14 protein-coding genes are annotated in these 16,229 nt (G+C 37.6%); 2 read left to right on the top strand and 12 right to left on the bottom strand.

Annotated elements, in window-relative coordinates:
* Window positions 1-13: 13 nt before the first annotated feature.
* Both AC3WR0_RS06455 and AC3WR0_RS06450 read right to left on the bottom strand, forming a co-directional pair.
* A complete protein-coding gene (locus tag AC3WR0_RS06455; RefSeq protein WP_492551527.1) occupies window positions 14-1,108 on the bottom strand; it encodes a YheC/YheD family protein in 1,095 nt (364 codons plus the stop codon).
* A 271-nt stretch (window positions 1,109-1,379) separates the two neighbouring features.
* A complete protein-coding gene (locus tag AC3WR0_RS06450) occupies window positions 1,380-2,990 on the bottom strand; it encodes an Ig domain protein group 2 domain protein (RefSeq protein ID WP_492551572.1) in 1,611 nt (536 codons plus the stop codon).
* Between the two features lie 288 nt (window positions 2,991-3,278).
* Here AC3WR0_RS06450 and AC3WR0_RS06445 point away from each other — a divergent pair, with 288 nt between their 5' ends.
* Window positions 3,279-3,602, top strand: a complete 324-nt coding sequence (locus tag AC3WR0_RS06445) for a winged helix-turn-helix transcriptional regulator (RefSeq protein ID WP_492551571.1) — start codon at window positions 3,279-3,281, stop codon at window positions 3,600-3,602.
* A 171-nt stretch (window positions 3,603-3,773) separates the two neighbouring features.
* On the opposite strand, the gene fsa is transcribed toward AC3WR0_RS06445, so the two are convergent.
* The 6 genes from fsa to AC3WR0_RS06415 form a co-directional block, all read right to left on the bottom strand.
* The gene (fsa, locus tag AC3WR0_RS06440; RefSeq protein WP_027319595.1) at window positions 3,774-4,436 is read right to left on the bottom strand and encodes a fructose-6-phosphate aldolase; all 663 of its coding nucleotides are present in this window, start codon (window positions 4,434-4,436) and stop codon (window positions 3,774-3,776) included.
* Between the two features lie 27 nt (window positions 4,437-4,463).
* Window positions 4,464-5,357, bottom strand: coding sequence for a phosphogluconate dehydrogenase (NAD(+)-dependent, decarboxylating) (gene gnd / locus AC3WR0_RS06435; protein ID WP_492551526.1), 894 nt, complete (start codon window positions 5,355-5,357; stop codon window positions 4,464-4,466).
* 126 nt (window positions 5,358-5,483) lie between these two features.
* Window positions 5,484-6,980, bottom strand: coding sequence for a glucose-6-phosphate dehydrogenase (zwf, locus tag AC3WR0_RS06430; RefSeq protein WP_492551525.1), 1,497 nt, complete (start codon window positions 6,978-6,980; stop codon window positions 5,484-5,486).
* 592 nt (window positions 6,981-7,572) lie between these two features.
* Window positions 7,573-8,820, bottom strand: coding sequence for an L-lactate MFS transporter (locus AC3WR0_RS06425; RefSeq protein ID WP_492551524.1), 1,248 nt, complete (start codon window positions 8,818-8,820; stop codon window positions 7,573-7,575).
* Between the two features lie 150 nt (window positions 8,821-8,970).
* Window positions 8,971-9,732: a LytR/AlgR family response regulator transcription factor gene (locus tag AC3WR0_RS06420; protein ID WP_492551523.1), complete on the bottom strand. Its 762-nt coding sequence runs from the start codon at window positions 9,730-9,732 to the stop codon at window positions 8,971-8,973.
* Window positions 9,729-11,390, bottom strand: coding sequence for a LytS/YhcK type 5TM receptor domain-containing protein (locus tag AC3WR0_RS06415; RefSeq protein ID WP_492551522.1), 1,662 nt, complete (start codon window positions 11,388-11,390; stop codon window positions 9,729-9,731). Before AC3WR0_RS06415 ends, AC3WR0_RS06420 begins: the two co-directional genes overlap by 4 nt.
* 263 nt (window positions 11,391-11,653) lie before the next feature.
* On the opposite strand from AC3WR0_RS06415, the gene AC3WR0_RS06410 reads away from it, so the two are divergent.
* Entirely contained in the window at window positions 11,654-12,826 is a 1,173-nt protein-coding gene (locus AC3WR0_RS06410) for a class I SAM-dependent methyltransferase (protein WP_492551521.1), read from the top strand.
* Window positions 12,827-13,740: 914 nt separating this feature from the next.
* Here the strand turns inward: AC3WR0_RS06410 and AC3WR0_RS06405 are convergent.
* The 4 genes from AC3WR0_RS06405 to AC3WR0_RS06390 all read right to left on the bottom strand — a co-directional run bounded on the left by AC3WR0_RS06405 (window position 13,741) and on the right by AC3WR0_RS06390 (window position 16,108).
* The gene (locus AC3WR0_RS06405; protein WP_492551520.1) at window positions 13,741-14,742 is read right to left on the bottom strand and encodes an LLM class flavin-dependent oxidoreductase; all 1,002 of its coding nucleotides are present in this window, start codon (window positions 14,740-14,742) and stop codon (window positions 13,741-13,743) included.
* Between the two features lie 222 nt (window positions 14,743-14,964).
* Entirely contained in the window at window positions 14,965-15,099 is a 135-nt protein-coding gene (locus AC3WR0_RS06400; protein ID WP_492551519.1) for a BA3454 family stress response protein, read from the bottom strand.
* Between the two features lie 42 nt (window positions 15,100-15,141).
* Window positions 15,142-15,537, bottom strand: a complete 396-nt coding sequence (spxA, locus tag AC3WR0_RS06395; protein WP_027319604.1) for a transcriptional regulator SpxA — start codon at window positions 15,535-15,537, stop codon at window positions 15,142-15,144.
* Window positions 15,538-15,688: 151 nt separating this feature from the next.
* A complete protein-coding gene (locus tag AC3WR0_RS06390) occupies window positions 15,689-16,108 on the bottom strand; it encodes an RrF2 family transcriptional regulator (protein WP_492551518.1) in 420 nt (139 codons plus the stop codon).
* Between the last annotated feature and the right edge of the window lie 121 nt (window positions 16,109-16,229).

Below are 16,229 nucleotides of genomic sequence, written 5' to 3'. Positions count from 1 at the left end.
CTTTTTTTCTTATTTAATATTTATCGAGTAAATATTTTGCATAATCAATAGGAGTGCTAAACACCTTTTCCCAATCTGGTTGAAGAATTTTACCATTTATGAACAATCCGCTTACATAATCGGAGATAAAATTACACTCAATAAAATACGGAAAACCTTCTCTGGTTATCCCTATATCAAACCCCAGATCAGCTAAACTTGGGTAATGATGATCGAGATTGTTTGCCACATAAAGAGCGAATTCCTTAATATTCTTTACTAGTGTTTGATAAGGAATATCAGAGTGAGTATGAGGAGCAATCTCTTCTAGTGAAAAGGTCGTTCCGCCTTGAGCACCATTTGTAAGAAAATCTTGATTTTGTGCTACTTTACACATAATCCCTGAAACCTGAAACTGTCCTTGGATATTTTTTTGTACTGCTACTCGCATATCAAATGGTTTACCATCTAGTGTTGCTAGAGGAATTAATTCTTGGATTAAGTAAGTATGATCATAAACACGTTTCTGTAAGATGGGAGGCAGCGTTTTTTTGAAATCCTCCTGCTTTAACTCCTTATCACCTTCGGTTTTATAGGACAGACGCCAATAGTCGTTAATTTTTTCCAGCTTCATAGTACCTATTCCGAATTCCCCATAGTTTTTCTTCAGTATTAATTTTTTATAGTGATATGCCATATCTCTTAATTGCTCAATAGAAAATAATTCGGTACGTGGTAAATGCTTGTTAATATAAGGATCTTGTGTAAGCAGTTTGTGTACTGTTAATTTTTCTATATCATAGTTTGGTGCATTGAATATGACTTTTCCATCTTTCATCAATGATTTTATATGTGATTGATATGCCGGCAAATTGTCCAGGACTCTGGAATAAATGACCTTAGGGGCGGGAATTTGTTTTAATATATATCTATCATTCTCTAATACGTAGGCATTCATCATTTGCTGGCCTGGACTTATATCGAAGAAACGAAAATAACATGGAATTAAATTATGCTTGGCAGCAGTTTTTTCCCAAATAGAAAACATACTTAGAACATTCACAGATAACACTGTCATCCTGTCATAAGTAGACTTAGGAATTATGATCCCTAGATAATCTTTATTCACCTGTATCTACTCCTTTCCCTATATCTTATTCAAGGGAAAGCTGGTTCGATTAAACATATGATGAATTATGTAAACAACATATAGTACAAAAAAAAGACCTGCTCCTGCAACATACATTGGCTGAGTAAGTCTTTTTTTACATTGTTTAATCCTCCTTTACTATAGGCAGCTGAGTTTATTAGCTGCCATTTCAGCTAGGATCCTTTTTATTAAATTGTTCTTTTAACGTTGAATTGAAATACACAAGTGTCTGTTAATTGTAGCTGGTTCCTTAATTACTGATCACAATATCATCGAAATTGATTCTTTGACCCGTTGTTCCTGATACGACAATTCGGAATCTGACAGGGGCTGTTTGTGTTAGTGTGAATGTTTTACCAGTTAGTGCTGAGGAACTGGTATTGGTACCGCCTATATTTGTCCAGGTTGACCCGCTGTTGGTGGACATCTGAAGCTGCCAATTGGCACCACTGTCCGTACTAAAGTTTGCATGCGAAATTTGAACACTTTTTGCTCCGCTCACATCAAAATTCATTGTTAGTGAGCCACTTGAACGAACTCGTGCTGATTGAGCCCCGGTTTTCTTATCGCCGGTTAAATTGCCAATAAGGGCATTGTTGAAGTTCCAGGACCCGCTCGAAAGAGTTACATTTCCGGAAGTATATGCTGTTTTGGCGCCGGACTCAAAATTTTCATTTAATATTGCTGTTCCACCTGTACTGGCAGTTCCATAACCAAATGAACCTGACTTAAATGTTGAGGAATCATACCATTTGTATCCTGTAGCGGGTGCAGCCCATGGTTCTGTAGCCGGTTCAGTTGATGTCTGGGGATTTTCCATTGAAAGCAATGCCGTTTTATTATCAAGCTGTAAACCGCTAACCTGTGATAATGCCGTAAAACTCTCTTGTTTTGATAGCCAGTCGATTATATTTACAAGTATAGTTCCGTCATTCTGTTCCTTAAATCCATCGTAAGTGGTTTTTTGTCCGCCCGTTTCTTCTTTTAAATATTTAGGGGTTGCATCTTCTACTGGTGAAGAATCACCAATGAACGCGGCTTTTCCAGCTCCCAGCTTGGAAACACCCACAAAAGGTCCTTCCGCTCTTCCGCCGCCGTTATAGACACCCTGGTCCACTGCCGATCCCCAGGCTAATGAAGTTGGAGGAAGATAGACGATTCCCTTTGCCTTATTAGGATCAGTTATGGCTAGGGTTGATCCTGCATGCATGGCTACAGCTGAAACACCGTTGGTAATCCCGAACGCTTGGCTTGGTGCCACTATATCATTGGCTGTCACATCTCCAATGGCATTGTAACGGAATCTAATGCCAAAGTTAGATGAGAGCCAGTCTGACCCCGCTACACCCTGCATTGCGGCCGAAGAAGCCTCCTCTGTCCCCATTCCTTTTGCCGGATTGGAATAGGCTCCCCGCCGGTAGCCATTAAATACCTCAGAAGCATCCCAGCGATTTTTATTCCGATCTGCATTATAATGGTCAGCTATAAAAAAGATGCTGCCCCCATTTTGTACATATTGAATCATGGCATCTTGCTCAGAGGTTTTATAAGGGATATTTGCTTCACCAATGACCAATACATTGTATCCCTGGAGATCCTGATAAGTAATAGGAGTACTTTTTCGAAGCTCTTTTGCATAATAGCCTTTATTCGCTAATGCATTTGCAAAATCCGAAAAGCCTCCATCCAAAACCCAGTCTGCTGCTCCGGCTGTTTGTCCATGTGTGTTATCAAATAAAATCTTTTTGCCATTTGATGTCCCGACTGGCTGGAGCTGTGGTGCAGGATCTAGAGAATTCTCTGCTGATACAAACGGAGTTTCATAGTAAAAAGAAGAAGAAAAAAGCATAAATAGAATCATAAATCCAAACCATGAAAGCTTTTGACGAGTCATTCAGGTCACTCCTTTTTGGTTTATTCCTGACTAGATTAGCACACTTAGGCTGACCCAATATAAGGAATAGTGTAAATTAAAAAATTTCCCAATATGAAACACTTCCTCTCTTCTGTCTTCCTACTAATGGCTATAGCTGATTTAATAAATTTGAACTTTTATTGAAATTTTTTGAATAAAGTTTAGAACCGATTGGCAGTAGGTTACAATTAGTACATAGGAAATAAATAGTGTTATGCCAGGGGGATGGATTGGATGGAGGAACAGCCGACATTATGTCCGAAGGTAGAGAAAACATTCGAATTAATAGGAAAAAGATGGACGGGTTTAATTATTTATGTTTTATTAAGCGGGCCCAAGCGGTTTAGTGAAGTTAACTCTATTATTCCTGACCTTAGTAAACGGGTATTAACAGAGAGAATGAAAGAACTTGAAGAATACGGAATCGTTTTGCGCCATGTTATTCCGGAGAGGCCCATTCGCACAGAATATCTATTGACGCAGAAAGGTACAGAACTGGGAAAAATTCTAGGGCCGATTAGTAAATGGTCTGACAAATGGATAAAAGATAAAAAGTAAAAGAGATTCCTTTGTTACTCAAATTAGAAATTTTGGATTTCCAGCTATGCTGAAACCTGTATAAATACAGAAACAGCAAAAACCCCCAGGCCAGATAAAAAGACCAGGGGGTTAATTTGTTTTATGGATTTACTCAATCAGCTACCGCTAAATGCAAATCCGCATCCTTATTTATTGGGCGTTTTTCCAGTCAGCAGCAAATTTTTCCATACCCTGATCAGTTAGAGGATGTTTAGAAATCTGCTCAATAACTTTAAATGGAATAGTAGCAATATGTGCTCCTGCCAATGCTACACGGGTAACATGGTCTGGATGGCGGACAGACGCTGCAATAATTTGGGAATCCAGTTTTTGAATTCGGAACAATTCTGCAATTTTAACGACAAGTTGTACACCATCTTCAGAAATATCATCCAATCGGCCTAGGAAAGGTGAAACATAGGTTGCGCCAGCACGAGCAGCCAAAAGCGCTTGGTTAACAGTGAAGATTAGAGTTACATTGGTTTTAACACCTTTTTTAGTTAAGTAGCGGCATGCCTCTAGACCGTCTAGTGTCATTGGCAATTTGATTGTAATATTTTTATCTCCGCCATTAATCTTAATCAGTTCATTTGCCTGAGCGATCATTTCATCTGCGGTTAAAGCATCAGGAGTTACCTCAGCAGAAACGGATTCTACTTCTGGAACAGTCTTAAGAATTTCTTCAATACGGTCCTCAAATTTTACGCCTTCTTTTGCAACAAGTGAAGGGTTCGTAGTGACTCCGGATAATACACCAATTTTATAAGCCTTTTTAATCTCATCAAGATTTGCAGTGTCGATAAAAAATTTCATTTAAATTACCTCCAAATATTTTGTTTGTTATTTATTCTCAACAGCATGTCCACCAAACTCATTCCTTAGTGCTGCTACCACTTTGCCTGTAAAGGTATCAGTTTCCTGAGAGCGGTAACGCATCAATAAAGAAAGAGCAATAATAGGAGTCGCTGTTTGGAGATCCAGGGCAGTTTCAACAGTCCATTTTCCTTCACCGGATGAATTCATTATTCCCTTAATACCATCTAATTTTGCATCTTTAGAAAAGGCATTCTCGGTGAGCTCCATCAGCCATGAACGAATAACAGAACCATTATTCCATACTTTTGCTACCTTTTCAAAGTTGTAATCATATTCGCTTTTTTCAAGAAGTTCAAAACCTTCTCCAATCGCAGCCATCATTCCATATTCAATACCATTATGGACCATTTTTAAGAAGTGTCCGCTGCCGGCTTTTCCAGCATAAAGGTATCCATTTTCTACTGCGGTGTCATGGAAAATTGGTTCAACTATTTCCCAGGCCTCGGGATCTCCGCCGACCATATAGCAGGCACCATTCCTTGCACCTTCCATGCCGCCTGATGTGCCCGCATCCATAAACCGAACACCCATTTCCTTCAGCTCATTATATCGGCGAATAGATTCTTTATAGTGTGAGTTCCCTGCTTCAATAATAATATCACCTTTATCCAATAAGGGTGTAATATCAGCTATTACTGAATCAACCACATGATGAGGAACCATAATCCAAACGACCCTTGGTTTATCAAGAGAGCCGACTAGGTCTTTTAAACTTGCTTTAGGTGCAGCGCCATAGCTTTCTATTTCTTTAACTGCCTCTCTGTTCAGATCAAAAGCTGCCACTTCATGCTTATGATCTAATAAGTTTTTCCCTAAATTCAATCCCATTTTTCCAAGCCCAATTAATCCTACTTGCATGCTGCACTCTCCTATCCTAAAACACAAAATATTAAGTAGTTTTATTTTTTGATCAAAACAACTTGCTCGGTTAGCTGAATTTATGATTGGCTGACGGCAAATTTAAAACCTTACTGAAAGATTGAATTATAATTTAACTTTCGCCTGTTCCCCGGACTCTTTATCAAGCCACCATTTAAATCCATCTTCTTGTAATAATAAATTTGCGGCTTCTGGTCCATTTGTTCCTGAAGAATAATATTGGAGAGGCACCTTATTTTCTTTAAATTGATCCAAAATAGGCTGAACCCACTTCCAAGCAAGCTCTACTTCATTCCAATGGGCAAAAAATGTAGAATCCCCGCGTAATGCATCATAAATAAGTAATTCATATGCTTCCGGGATATCTTTGCGGTTTGATATATAATCGATTTTAATTGGTTCCAGTTTTCCTGCTTTAACAGGATTTTTGCTGTTTAGTAATAAAGAAATACCCTCGTTCGGGTTAATTTCTACCACAAGCAAATTAGGAGGCGTGTTCATATCCCCCTTACTATAAAGATCCCTTGCAGGATTTTTAAACTCTACTACAATACGAGTTGATTTCTCTTTCATTCGTTTTCCTGTTCTAATGTAAAAGGGAACCCCACTCCAGAAAGGATTATCAATCCATAATTTTGCTGCAATAAAGGTATCATTCATAGAAGATGTTTCTACTCCTGGCTCCTCCGTATAGCCAACAACTGTGTTGCCAGCAACTGAACCAGATGTATATTGTCCTCGAATAATATTAGATCCTATGTCCTCTTTCTGTAATGGCCGAAGGGATTCCATTACTTTCTTTTTTTCATTTCTAATTTCGTTAGCAGTTAATTTTTCTGGCAAATTCATTGCCGTCATCATAACCATTTGCAGCAAATGATTTTGTACCATATCACGAAGGGCTCCGAATTTATCATAATATCCTGCCCGATCTTCTACCCCGACTGTTTCACTAGCAGTTATCTGGACATTGGCAATAAATTTGTTATTCCAAAGTGCCTGCAAAATAGGATTGGCAAATTCAAGAGCTTCAAGATTTTGTACCATTGGTTTACCAAGGTAATGGTCTATACGATAAATTTCTTTCTCACGGAAAGCTTTGCTTAATTTCTCATTCAGTTCCTGCGCCGATTTTAAATCATGGCCGAATGGTTTTTCGATAATAAGCCGTTTCCAGCCTTTAGTAGAGCCCAATCCACTTTCTTTAATATTTTGAGTGATGATATCAAAGAACTGAGGTCCTACTGAGAGATAGAACATCCGGTTTTGAGGAATGTTTAATTCTTCTTCTCTTTGTTCAATCACTTTAAGGAGTTTTTGATAGTCTTCTTGTTTAGCAGCATCAAGTGCTACATATCTAAAAAATTTAAGGAATTCATCTTTTTTATTCTGATCTATTATTCTCTTTCTTGAAAAAGAAGTTAATGATTGTTCGATATGGATATTAAAATCACCAGTTGAAAATTGTCGTCTTCCTAAAGCAATGACTGAGAAAGCTTTTGGTAATTTTTCTTCAAGAAAGAGGTTATAGAGAGCCGGATAAATTTTTCTCTTTGCCAGATCCCCAGTTCCTCCAAATAATACAAAAGTAGCTGAATCCATGTTTTTCATCCCCCATGCTGGAAATTCAAAGAAACATAAAGCATCATAAAGGTGCTTTTTTTGCTAATCAGAATTAAGATCAACTAATTCTGAACACACGACCGACACGATGTCCTAGTCAGGCGAAAAGACACATGATGTGCCGTTTTAGCGTGATAAGCAAAACTAGAGCGTTCACCTAAAGAACTTGGCGAAAGCCCAGTTTTCCTAGTACTTAGGTTACATTTCGTAACCCATATTAGACCTGTTAATTTCTTTCGTCAAGCGAAACAGTTTTATTGAAAAAACATTGAAAAATCAATATTCTCGGAACCTTTTAACCATAAAATTTGTAAAGCGGTTACATATCTTCTTTAATTAAGGAGGTTTTTTTGAGACTATTTTTAGTAATCTTCCAAGAAAAATAAGGTCTTCCAAGGGGATTGCCAAGGTGAAAAAGTTTCTTGGGGGAGCAATGATAAAGCTTGGAGGGTTATGTTTGAAAAGTGTAAGCAGGAAAGCTGCTATAGATTATAGATAAGGATGTTAATATACTTCTCAATAGAAAAAAAGAACCCTTATTCGGGTTCTTTTACATAATTAAATCCTTTAATTAACTTACTCGTGTATCTGGACTCATTCCGCGTAAATGAGGGTCTTTTCTTTGCTGTTTTCTCTTAGAAGTTCCTTGACCAGGAGCCTTGATGATCATTGCGATTAACAAAGAGATAATGTTAAGAACCGCGATTAAGGTAAAGGTTGGAACAAATCCACCTAATGCTGCTGCGATGAAAGCTCCAAATAAAGCACCGAAACCGAATCCCTGATAAATAACACCATAGTTTTTGCTTTGATTTTTCAAGCCGAAGAAGTCAGCTACAATGGCTGGGAAAATGGTAATATTACCGCCAAAGCAGAAGGCAATTCCTGCTACACATGCAAAAAACGTTCCATAATTTAAACTAGTAAAGCTTAATACAGTTACAGCAGCAGCTGTGACTAAAAGAGCACCTGAAACAACTTTTAAGCGTCCTACTTTATCAGATAATGCTCCAAGAATGATTCGGCCGCAAGTATTAAAAATAGCTACTAAAGCAACGGCGTTTGCTGCAGTCGTCACATCCAGTCCTGCAAGACTGACACCGATATCCTTAACGATACCAATTAAATATAATCCGCTCATACAAGCTGTAAAGAAGATGATGAATAACATATATGCTTCCTTGGTTTTAAGCATTTCCTTCACGGTGTAATCTTTTTGTTTAGATACTGCAGCGCTATGAGTTGCGTCTTCTATTTTGGCTTCTTTAACAAGGAATGAACCGCCAACGACCATGACCATAACAATTATTCCCCAGTATAAAAAGGCTTGAGACACACCCACTGATTGAATAAGTGAACCATTTATATACTTAAATAACAAGCTTCCAGTTCCGTAGGCTCCAACTGATACTCCTGAAATAAGTCCTTTTCTTTCAGGGAACCACTTAATAAGATTTGATAGTGAGGTAATGTATGCTGTACCGTCTGCAAATCCAACTACAGCTCCGGCAAGAATATAAAGCATCCATATGGATGAAATTTGAGACGTTAACATTAAACCAATTCCAAGAATAATGCCGGCGCTTCCAATTAACCGCCGGATGCCCCATTTATCTTGAAGCCTTCCTGCAAATAGCGTTGAAATAGCCAAGGCAAAGCTTGTGATTGAAAAAGTAATGGCAACCGAGCTTAACTGCCAGTTAAATTTTTCAACAAGCGGCTGGTTGAATAAGCTCCAAGTATAAATTGTTCCTAAACCCATTTGTACAATAATTGTACCTAATACAATAAGCCATCGATTTGTTTTACCTTTTTTCATTCAGAATCCCTCTCTTCTATTCGGGTAAACTCTTAGGTGTTTGTTAGTCCGCGGCTTTTGTGGCGCCGCCTTATAACGAAATTATACCTCCGAATATATAAATGAAATCGGTTTCAGAATGAAATGGCTAGATTACGGAATGAATTGCTCCTATAATCGCATTATTTGTTTAAACGCTTTCACCTTGCTTCTGCTAACTGGTATTTCCGCTTTAATATCAGCCAGACGGAGCATATAGGTTTGATTAAACCATGGCACAATCTCATTGATTTTCGCTAAATTAACTGTATAGGAACGATGGCATTGAAAAAAAAGATTAGGCGGGAGCTGTGAATGAAATTCAGATATACTCATATGCATGACGTATTCCTCATTCCGTGTATATACTAATGTCACCTTCTCACTCGCAGAGGCATAATAAATATCATTTACATCTGTAACAATAATTTTATCGTTCTTACGCAGATTTACTCTGCCAGCTACTCCGGGGATTCCTTCGCGTTCTGGAGGATGTGTTACTTCTTTTTTTCCCGTTATCCCAATTTGAGATTGGTCAAATGCAGCTTCCAGTCTGCTTAGCATGGCGGCTATTCTCTTTTCGTTATAGGGTTTTAAAATATAATCAAAAGCCTCCAGCTCAAAAGCCTTGGCTGCATGTTCCTTATAAGCTGTTGTAAATATAATAAAGGGTCTCTTTGCAAATTTACTAATGTTGCTAGCCAGCAGCATGCCATCAAGAGATGGGATATTAATATCGAGGAAGATGGCATCTGTTTCGCTCTCCTGTAAAAATTTCAGTACATCCAGCCCATCATCAAAGCTGTCTGTTATTTCAATGCTGCTATATTCTTTGACTAAATACTCCAATTCTTCACGTGCAGGTATTTCGTCTTCCACAATAATTGCTTTCATTTTTTCACCTTTGCTATATCAAAATAAATTTCTGTTCCAGGGGATAATCGTTTGATTACCAGTCCCTCACCGTATATTAGCTTGACCCTCTGATGTACATTGTACAAACCAATTTGTTTCTTTGGGACATTGTCATGGTAAAGGTTTTCCACCACTTCTTTATCGATACCCGCTCCTGTATCCTTAACGCTTATACGAACTTTATCAATCAAATCTTTAACGGCAATTGTTACTGTCCCAGGCCCTTTTATTTTTAGTATCCCATGGTTTATCGCATTTTCTACGAGAGGCTGGATAAGCAGACTTGGAATAAAAATATCCACTTCGTCAATGTCATAGACAACTTGAAGACGCGCACCAAATCTGACTTTTTCAATTTCTACATAATCACGTACCTGTTCAAGCGCCTGCTTTATCTGAATTAACTCATCGTTAACTTCAATATTAAAGCGCATAAAGCCAGAAAGGTTGTGAATGAGTTCCCTTGCTTTTTCCGGATCCTTTCGAGTCGTGGATGCAATAGCATTTAGGGCATTAAACAAAAAATGAGGATTAATTCTTGTCTGGAGCGCCTTCATTTCTGCTTTGTTGGCGGCTTCCTTAATCTGTTCAATCCGGGATACTTCCATAAGGGTAGAAATCATTTGAGATAGCCCGATTGCCATTGTTTTAAGCGGATAAGTCATTTTGGACGCTTTACGATAAAATACCTTTAGGGTTCCAGTTACTTCTCCTCTTTCCTCGAAGGGCATAATGAGGAGATACTCCATTTGAGGTGTATTCTGGTCAGCCACCTTGTTGCTAATGGTGATTTTACCGGTATAAATAGCTTCCCTTGTTAAATCGCTGATGATTTCTTCCCCAATTTTATATCTTTCCTCTCCATAACCTACATAAGCTAGTACATTTCGTGTATCCGTTATTGCAACAGCATCCGCCTTAATATCCTCCTTAATGATAGTGCAAATTTTCTTAAGGGATTCTGAATTTACAGAACGAAAATAAGGAAGTGTTTTATTGGCAATTTCCAGAGCTAATTTCGCCTGTCTTGCCGCAATCACTTCTTTTTCATTTTCCACACTCATGACAAGCAATATGATTAATCCAACACTCAGTTCGCCTGCAATCATGGGAAAAGCGATTTTTGAGACAATGTCGAATCCTAGTTTATAGGGATCCGCAAATAATAGAATGAGAAGCATCGTCATGATTTCACATATCATTCCTGCTGCAATTCCATAAATCCAACGATGTGATTTTTTTACCTTGCGGTTAATATATCCAGAAACTATCCCAGCAAGTATGCTTGTAATCAAGCAGGGTACAGATGTAATTCCGCCGGTATCAATCAAATAACGGTGAACACCAGAAACTAACCCCGTTATAATGCCGACCCAGGGCCCAAACAAAATACCGCCAGATATAACGGCGACGATCCTTACATTTACAAGAGAGCCTTCAACGTTTATCCCTGAGTAGGTCCCAAAGATGGCAAAGGCGCAAAAAATGATGGTCATGATGCTTAATTCAATAGGAGAAAGCCTATCTTTTTGGAAGGATTCCCTTAACCTTGGAATTCTTATCATAAAAAACAGACAGATAAATAAGAGTGCCGCCCGCTCAAACAAGTGTATCAGCATTTCTAGTGAAGTATTCATTTCAAGTCCCTTTCTGACAGTCTATTGAGATTAGACAAACTTGTTTCATTTTAACAGATACTTGAGAAGTATTCATGTGAATGGTTTTTTGTAGTATTATTTGCCGTCGAATCAAAATGTTTGTTTTTTTTTTCGTAATAAGAGTAAAATTTATTATGTTAGTTGCATAGTACAACTAACATAATAATGTATCGTTTAACGCAAACTTATAATTGGCGCAATTTATAGTTAGGAACTTAATTCATTTACCGAGGTGCTTTGAAGTGATTGATAAACTCTTTTATAAAAATATGCTAAAAAATACTTTCTCTGATCCTATAGAAATCACTTTCTGGGATGGTGAACAGGTTCAGTATGGGACTGGAATTCCCCAGTTTAAGCTTATCTTCCATGAAATAATCCCCAAAGCTGAACTAATTCAAAACCCTTCCATTGCATTTGGTGAAGCTTATATGAATGGAGTGATCGACATAGAGGGAGATTTACAAAAGCTGGTCTCCTCTATGTACAGAAAACAGGAAAGCTTTCTATCGAATAGCAAGCTTTACGCACATTTATTGAAAAAACTCTCTAATAATACCAAAAGAAGTAAAGAAAATGTTGCTTTTCACTATGATATTGGTAATGATTTTTACAGGCTATGGCTGGATGAAACCTTGACATATTCTTGCGCGTATTTTAAAACTCCTGAAGATTCTCTTAAAACTGCACAGCAAAATAAAGTGTCCCATATTTTAAAAAAGCTTAACCTGCTCGAAGGCCAATCTTTACTCGACATTGGCTGCGGCTGGGGTGAACTAATCATAACGGCAGCTAAAAATTATGGAGTAAAAGCAACAGGAATCACTTTATCAGAGGAACAGTTTGAACGGGTAAATGAACGGATTATTGCCGAAAATCTCGAGGATAAAATCGATGTTCAGCTGCTTGATTACCGGGAATTAAAGAAAAGGAAATTTGACCGGATAGTTAGTGTGGGAATGCTGGAGCATGTAGGAAAAGATCATTTACAGGAATACTTTCAAAAAGTAAATGAACTGTTAAATGACGGTGGTTTATCTGTACTGCATACGATTTCCTCTCCATTTGAAGGCGGAAACAATGCCTGGATTGATAAATATATTTTCCCTGGCGGTTACATTCCTGCGGTGGGGGAACTTGTTGGTCATATGACAGAGGAAAAATTCTGCTTAATTGATCTTGAAAGTTTAAGAAGACACTATGCCAAAACATTGGAGCATTGGGCTCAAAACTTTGAGAATGTCCTTGAAGAAGTAAGAAAGACAAAAGATGAACGCTTTATCCGTATGTGGAGATTGTATCTAAATGCTTGTGCAGCCTCTTTCGAAACAGGCAATATAGATTTATCTCAATTTATTTTTACAAAGGGAACCAACAACTCAGTCCCGTGGACCAGGGAATATATGTATAAATAAAAGCCTAATAGATGAATTGTAATTGTAGAAATTTGTCTGCTGGATTTTTCCGATTCCTGCACTCGCTTTCCAAAAGGGCATAGAGCATACTCTGTATTGTGTGCCTGCCCTTACCGCTCTTCCGAAAAACTGGTTCAAGTACAAATCCTTGTTATGTTCTTGAATCCATCTCTCGCTGGCAAAAAATTTCTCCTTGTTATTACTTATGCGATTTGTCTCTGAGAGTCTTGTTGCAAGGAGAAATTTCTTTTTTGCTGTGTTTGAGGCTGGTCATAGGATAATCGCTCAGAAATTTTATTTTCATAGCAAATTAATCACCACACAAGGAAATACGATAGAAATGTCGGACATCTCGCACCTTCCGCTTCGACTAAAAACGTGTGCCAATATAACACTTTATTTAGCATTAAAAAATTCTGCCAAAAACCCCCCTGTTTTAGTTCACCCCTTAAAGTAGATGTTGAAAAAAACCCAAATGGGCAACATTGAAACTTAGGGGTGATTTTTTATAGGAAAAACAGAACGAACGTTTCGGTCATAGGATATAAAAAGCGAGGATGGAATCTATCCTTTTAAAAGAAGTAGGACTTTCATTCAAATAAACAGTCTCCGGTAAGCTTAACTTGCTTCGTAAGGAAATGCTCCCCTTAAGCCTAATAACCGAATGATGGAAAAGAACAACTTGATATGGAGCAATGCATGAGACGGTTGTCAGGGAGCTAGTTGTATTGTTACTTGTCTCCTTGCTAGAAAATTATTTATAAAAGGCCTCATGTCAAGTGAATAAGCGTAACGTAACAAACGAAAAAAAAGGGAGCTATTTCCTATGGAAACAACTCCGATTTTTTTACATTTCGACTTTTTGGGTACTTCACCAGATTCCAGTGGTTGTTTTTTTTACAAATAGATATCTTTTATTTCCCTTCAACTACTTCTCTTAATATTTCATATGAACGTTTTTGTTTTTCAGGATCAAAAATATAAGAAACTGCCATAAGTTCATCAACATTATACTTTTCCTGAAAACTGCTGAGCTGTTCTCGAATAGAGTCTTTATCTCCCAGCAATGTTACACTGGACATTGATTTTGCCATTTCTTTCTCTGGCAGGCTCCATAATGAATCCATGTTTTCTACTGGAGGACTTAAAGGATTTTGAGAACCGCGAACAACATTAAGGAAAAATTGCTGCATGGTTGTTGATTCGTATTTTGCTTCTTCAACACTTTCCGCCCCTACCACGTTAAGGCAAACAATCATATAAGGAGATTCCAGATATTCAGATGGCTGGAATCGGCTCCGATAGATGGAAATGGCTTCTTCCATGTATCTTGGTGCAAAGTGTGACGCAAATACATAAGGCAAACCTAGCTTAGCTGCCAAATAGGCAGAATCAGTCGATGAACCGAGGATATATAAAGGAACGCCAGTCTCTACTCCTGGATATGCTTTTACGTAACTTTGCCTCTCTGCAGGCCCGAAATACGTAAGTAAAGCTTTAACATCTTCAGGGAAGGTATAGACAGAATCATTTTGTGATCTTCTTAATGCATTAGCTGTCATCATATCGGTCCCTGGTGCCCGGCCAAGGCCCAAATCCAAACGATTTGGGTAAATGGTAGCCATTGTTCCAAATTGTTCTGCTACTACTAAAGGCGAATGGTTTGGCAGCATAATTCCTCCGGAGCCAACACGAATGTTTTCCGTATGCTCCAGGATATGTTTAATTAAGATGGAAGTAGAGGAACTTACAAGAGTTGGTGTGTTATGATGTTCCGCTACCCAATAGCGAGTATAGCCCATTTTTTCAGTCGCTTGCGCTAAATCAACCATTGCGTCAATAGCTTCTTTAGGCCCCTGTCCTTTACGAATAGGTGCCAGATTTAAGACCGATACAGGTATTTGTATATTTGACATTTAAATTGTCCTTTCTTGATGAAGTATCATATTAATAGTAACAATAAGAGCATTCTAAACAAACTTAATTGCTTTGCAGATCTGGCGTATAACAAAGTCCCAATTTTATATTTTGCTTTTCATTTCAATAAATGCATGGCAAAAAAATAGAAATCAGTCAAATTGCTGATTTCTGTAACTTTTTTAATTACATTTGAATTATACGAAGTCCAAAAATTTCTATTACATACCCCACTGTTTTGAAACTTGTTCTTCTGCTAGAAGCCTGATTTTCTCCCAGCTCAGATCCTTAGTGACGAGTACATTGGTTTGATAATTTTTGTTTTTAAAATTTACCGTTACAATGACTTCTACCATTTAATCTCCTCCTAACTAAAAGTTTTATTAATTGCCTCTATATTAATTTGCTAATGCTGACTGTTCAATGCTAATAAACGTACGAAGTCTCCGAGGTAAAAAACTTCGAATTTCTTCCTCGTTATAACCAACCTGTAATCTTTTCTCATCCTGAATAATAGGCCTTCTAAGCATCGTAGGATGATTCATTAACAATTTATATAACTCCTGCAGCGGAAGTGCATCAAGGTCTACATTCAACTCTTGAAACGTTTTTGATTTTGTAGAAATGATTTCATCAGTACCCTCTTCTGTCATACGCAGAATAGACTTAATTTCATTAACTGTAAGAGGTTCAGATAATATGTTTCTTTCAATGTAATCAATTTGATTTTCCTCAAGCCAGGCTTTTGCTTTTCTGCAAGAAGTGCAGCTTGGTGTTGTATATAGATTTACCATAATTTCAACACACTCCATTGGGAAGTTTTAATTAATAAAAAGTGATCTTTTGAATGACACTATTTTTAATTCGAGATAAAAGAGAAAAAATTAACGCAGCGGCAAAATGTTATAAAAAAATATACAGTTTCCAGCCGAAAAAGCATTAATTCTAATCAAGGCTTTTTATTCTCTCAAGTACGCTGCTTATTGTAATTTCATTTAAATAAGATTGCAGATGCATCTCGGACTCATAAAAAATCTGGTCCATTACATTCTGGGCATTGGAAGAAATAACACATTTCTGTTCTGGGTCACCTGTACACCAGTTAGGTTTAAGAGATCCAGTGGAAATGGCAAGATAAATTTGAGATAAAGTGGTTTTTTCTGGGTTGCAATTTAAAATGTAACCCCCGCCTATCCCTTCCTTCGTCCTCACAAAACCTTTTTTGCGTAAGGTGCTCATTACCTTTCGGACCCGGGCAGGATTCGTACACACATTTTCTGCAATAGTGTCACTATTAGCCATGTGGTCAGGTAAGTTAGCTAATAAAACAAGACTATGTGAAGCAATGACAAAATCACTGTTCATCTTTATTCAAATCCCTTCCACCAGTTCATACTGTAACTTTAATATATACAGTTAAAAATGTCAAATGAAAAATTATTAAAAGGCAAAAAAGGATTCAATAAAATGAACCCTTCTTTACGTT

The organism is Neobacillus sp. FW104-15D2 (assembly GCF_058790155.1).
Note: the sequence above shows the minus strand (reverse complement) of the source record. Positions and strands in the feature narration are given on the sequence as shown.

Excerpts from the sequence above, each read along its gene's own strand:
- AC3WR0_RS06415 (WP_492551522.1), bottom strand. The coding sequence starts at position 11,390 with ATGAATACTTCACTAGAAATGCTGATACACTTGTTTGAGCGGGCGGCA.
- AC3WR0_RS06450 (WP_492551572.1), bottom strand. The coding sequence starts at position 2,990 with ATGATTCTATTTATGCTTTTTTCTTCTTCTTTTTACTATGAAACTCCG.
- fsa (WP_027319595.1), bottom strand. The coding sequence starts at position 4,436 with ATGAAATTTTTTATCGACACTGCAAATCTTGATGAGATTAAAAAGGCT.
- AC3WR0_RS06400 (WP_492551519.1), bottom strand. The coding sequence starts at position 15,099 with ATGGTAGAAGTCATTGTAACGGTAAATTTTAAAAACAAAAATTATCAA.
- zwf (WP_492551525.1), bottom strand. The coding sequence starts at position 6,980 with ATGGATTCAGCTACTTTTGTATTATTTGGAGGAACTGGGGATCTGGCA.
- gnd (WP_492551526.1), bottom strand. The coding sequence starts at position 5,357 with ATGCAAGTAGGATTAATTGGGCTTGGAAAAATGGGATTGAATTTAGGG.
- AC3WR0_RS06405 (WP_492551520.1), bottom strand. The coding sequence starts at position 14,742 with ATGTCAAATATACAAATACCTGTATCGGTCTTAAATCTGGCACCTATT.
- AC3WR0_RS06390 (WP_492551518.1), bottom strand. The coding sequence starts at position 16,108 with ATGAACAGTGATTTTGTCATTGCTTCACATAGTCTTGTTTTATTAGCT.
- AC3WR0_RS06420 (WP_492551523.1), bottom strand. The coding sequence starts at position 9,732 with ATGAAAGCAATTATTGTGGAAGACGAAATACCTGCACGTGAAGAATTG.
- AC3WR0_RS06425 (WP_492551524.1), bottom strand. The coding sequence starts at position 8,820 with ATGAAAAAAGGTAAAACAAATCGATGGCTTATTGTATTAGGTACAATT.
- spxA (WP_027319604.1), bottom strand. The coding sequence starts at position 15,537 with ATGGTAAATCTATATACAACACCAAGCTGCACTTCTTGCAGAAAAGCA.
- AC3WR0_RS06445 (WP_492551571.1), top strand. The coding sequence starts at position 3,279 with ATGGAGGAACAGCCGACATTATGTCCGAAGGTAGAGAAAACATTCGAA.